Below are 350 nucleotides of genomic sequence, written 5' to 3'. Positions count from 1 at the left end.
AGTGGGGCGACGTGCTGCGCGAGCTCGATCGTCTGCAGCAGGCGTCGATCGAGCACGACGGCAAGACCTGGCAGGTCCGCACCGAGGCGACGGGCACCGTGACCGCCCTTGCCAAAGCAGTCGGCATCGCCCTGCCGCCGCGGGTTCAGACCACTGGACCGCCGGAGCCGGAACATCCGTCGCCACCGAGGTCCAGGAAACGCCGGGGACGCCCCCGGCATGGTGCCACGTCGGCCTGAATTTCCCGATTCACTGCGTTAACTCAACGCGTTAGCCATTTTCGGTGTTTAAGTCGGGCCAAGCGTTGAAGGGCGAGGTCGCGAAATTGCGGCAGCTGGCTCAAAATGCCC

1 protein-coding gene is annotated in these 350 nt (G+C 65.4%); it reads left to right on the top strand.

All coding sequences use genetic code 11. The annotated features are described in order from the left end of the window. On the top strand, positions 1-239 hold a 239-nt coding region (locus tag R0J87_RS18970), incomplete at its 5' end, for a hypothetical protein (protein ID WP_498888168.1). Positions 240-350 lie beyond the last annotated feature (111 nt).

Origin of the sequence: Halomonas sp. SIMBA_159 (assembly GCF_046536035.1) — a bacterium.
GTDB lineage: Bacteria > Pseudomonadota > Gammaproteobacteria > Pseudomonadales > Halomonadaceae > Vreelandella > Vreelandella venusta_A.
The sequence above is the reverse complement of the archived record's forward strand: the minus strand, read 5'-3'. Positions and strand labels throughout refer to the sequence as shown.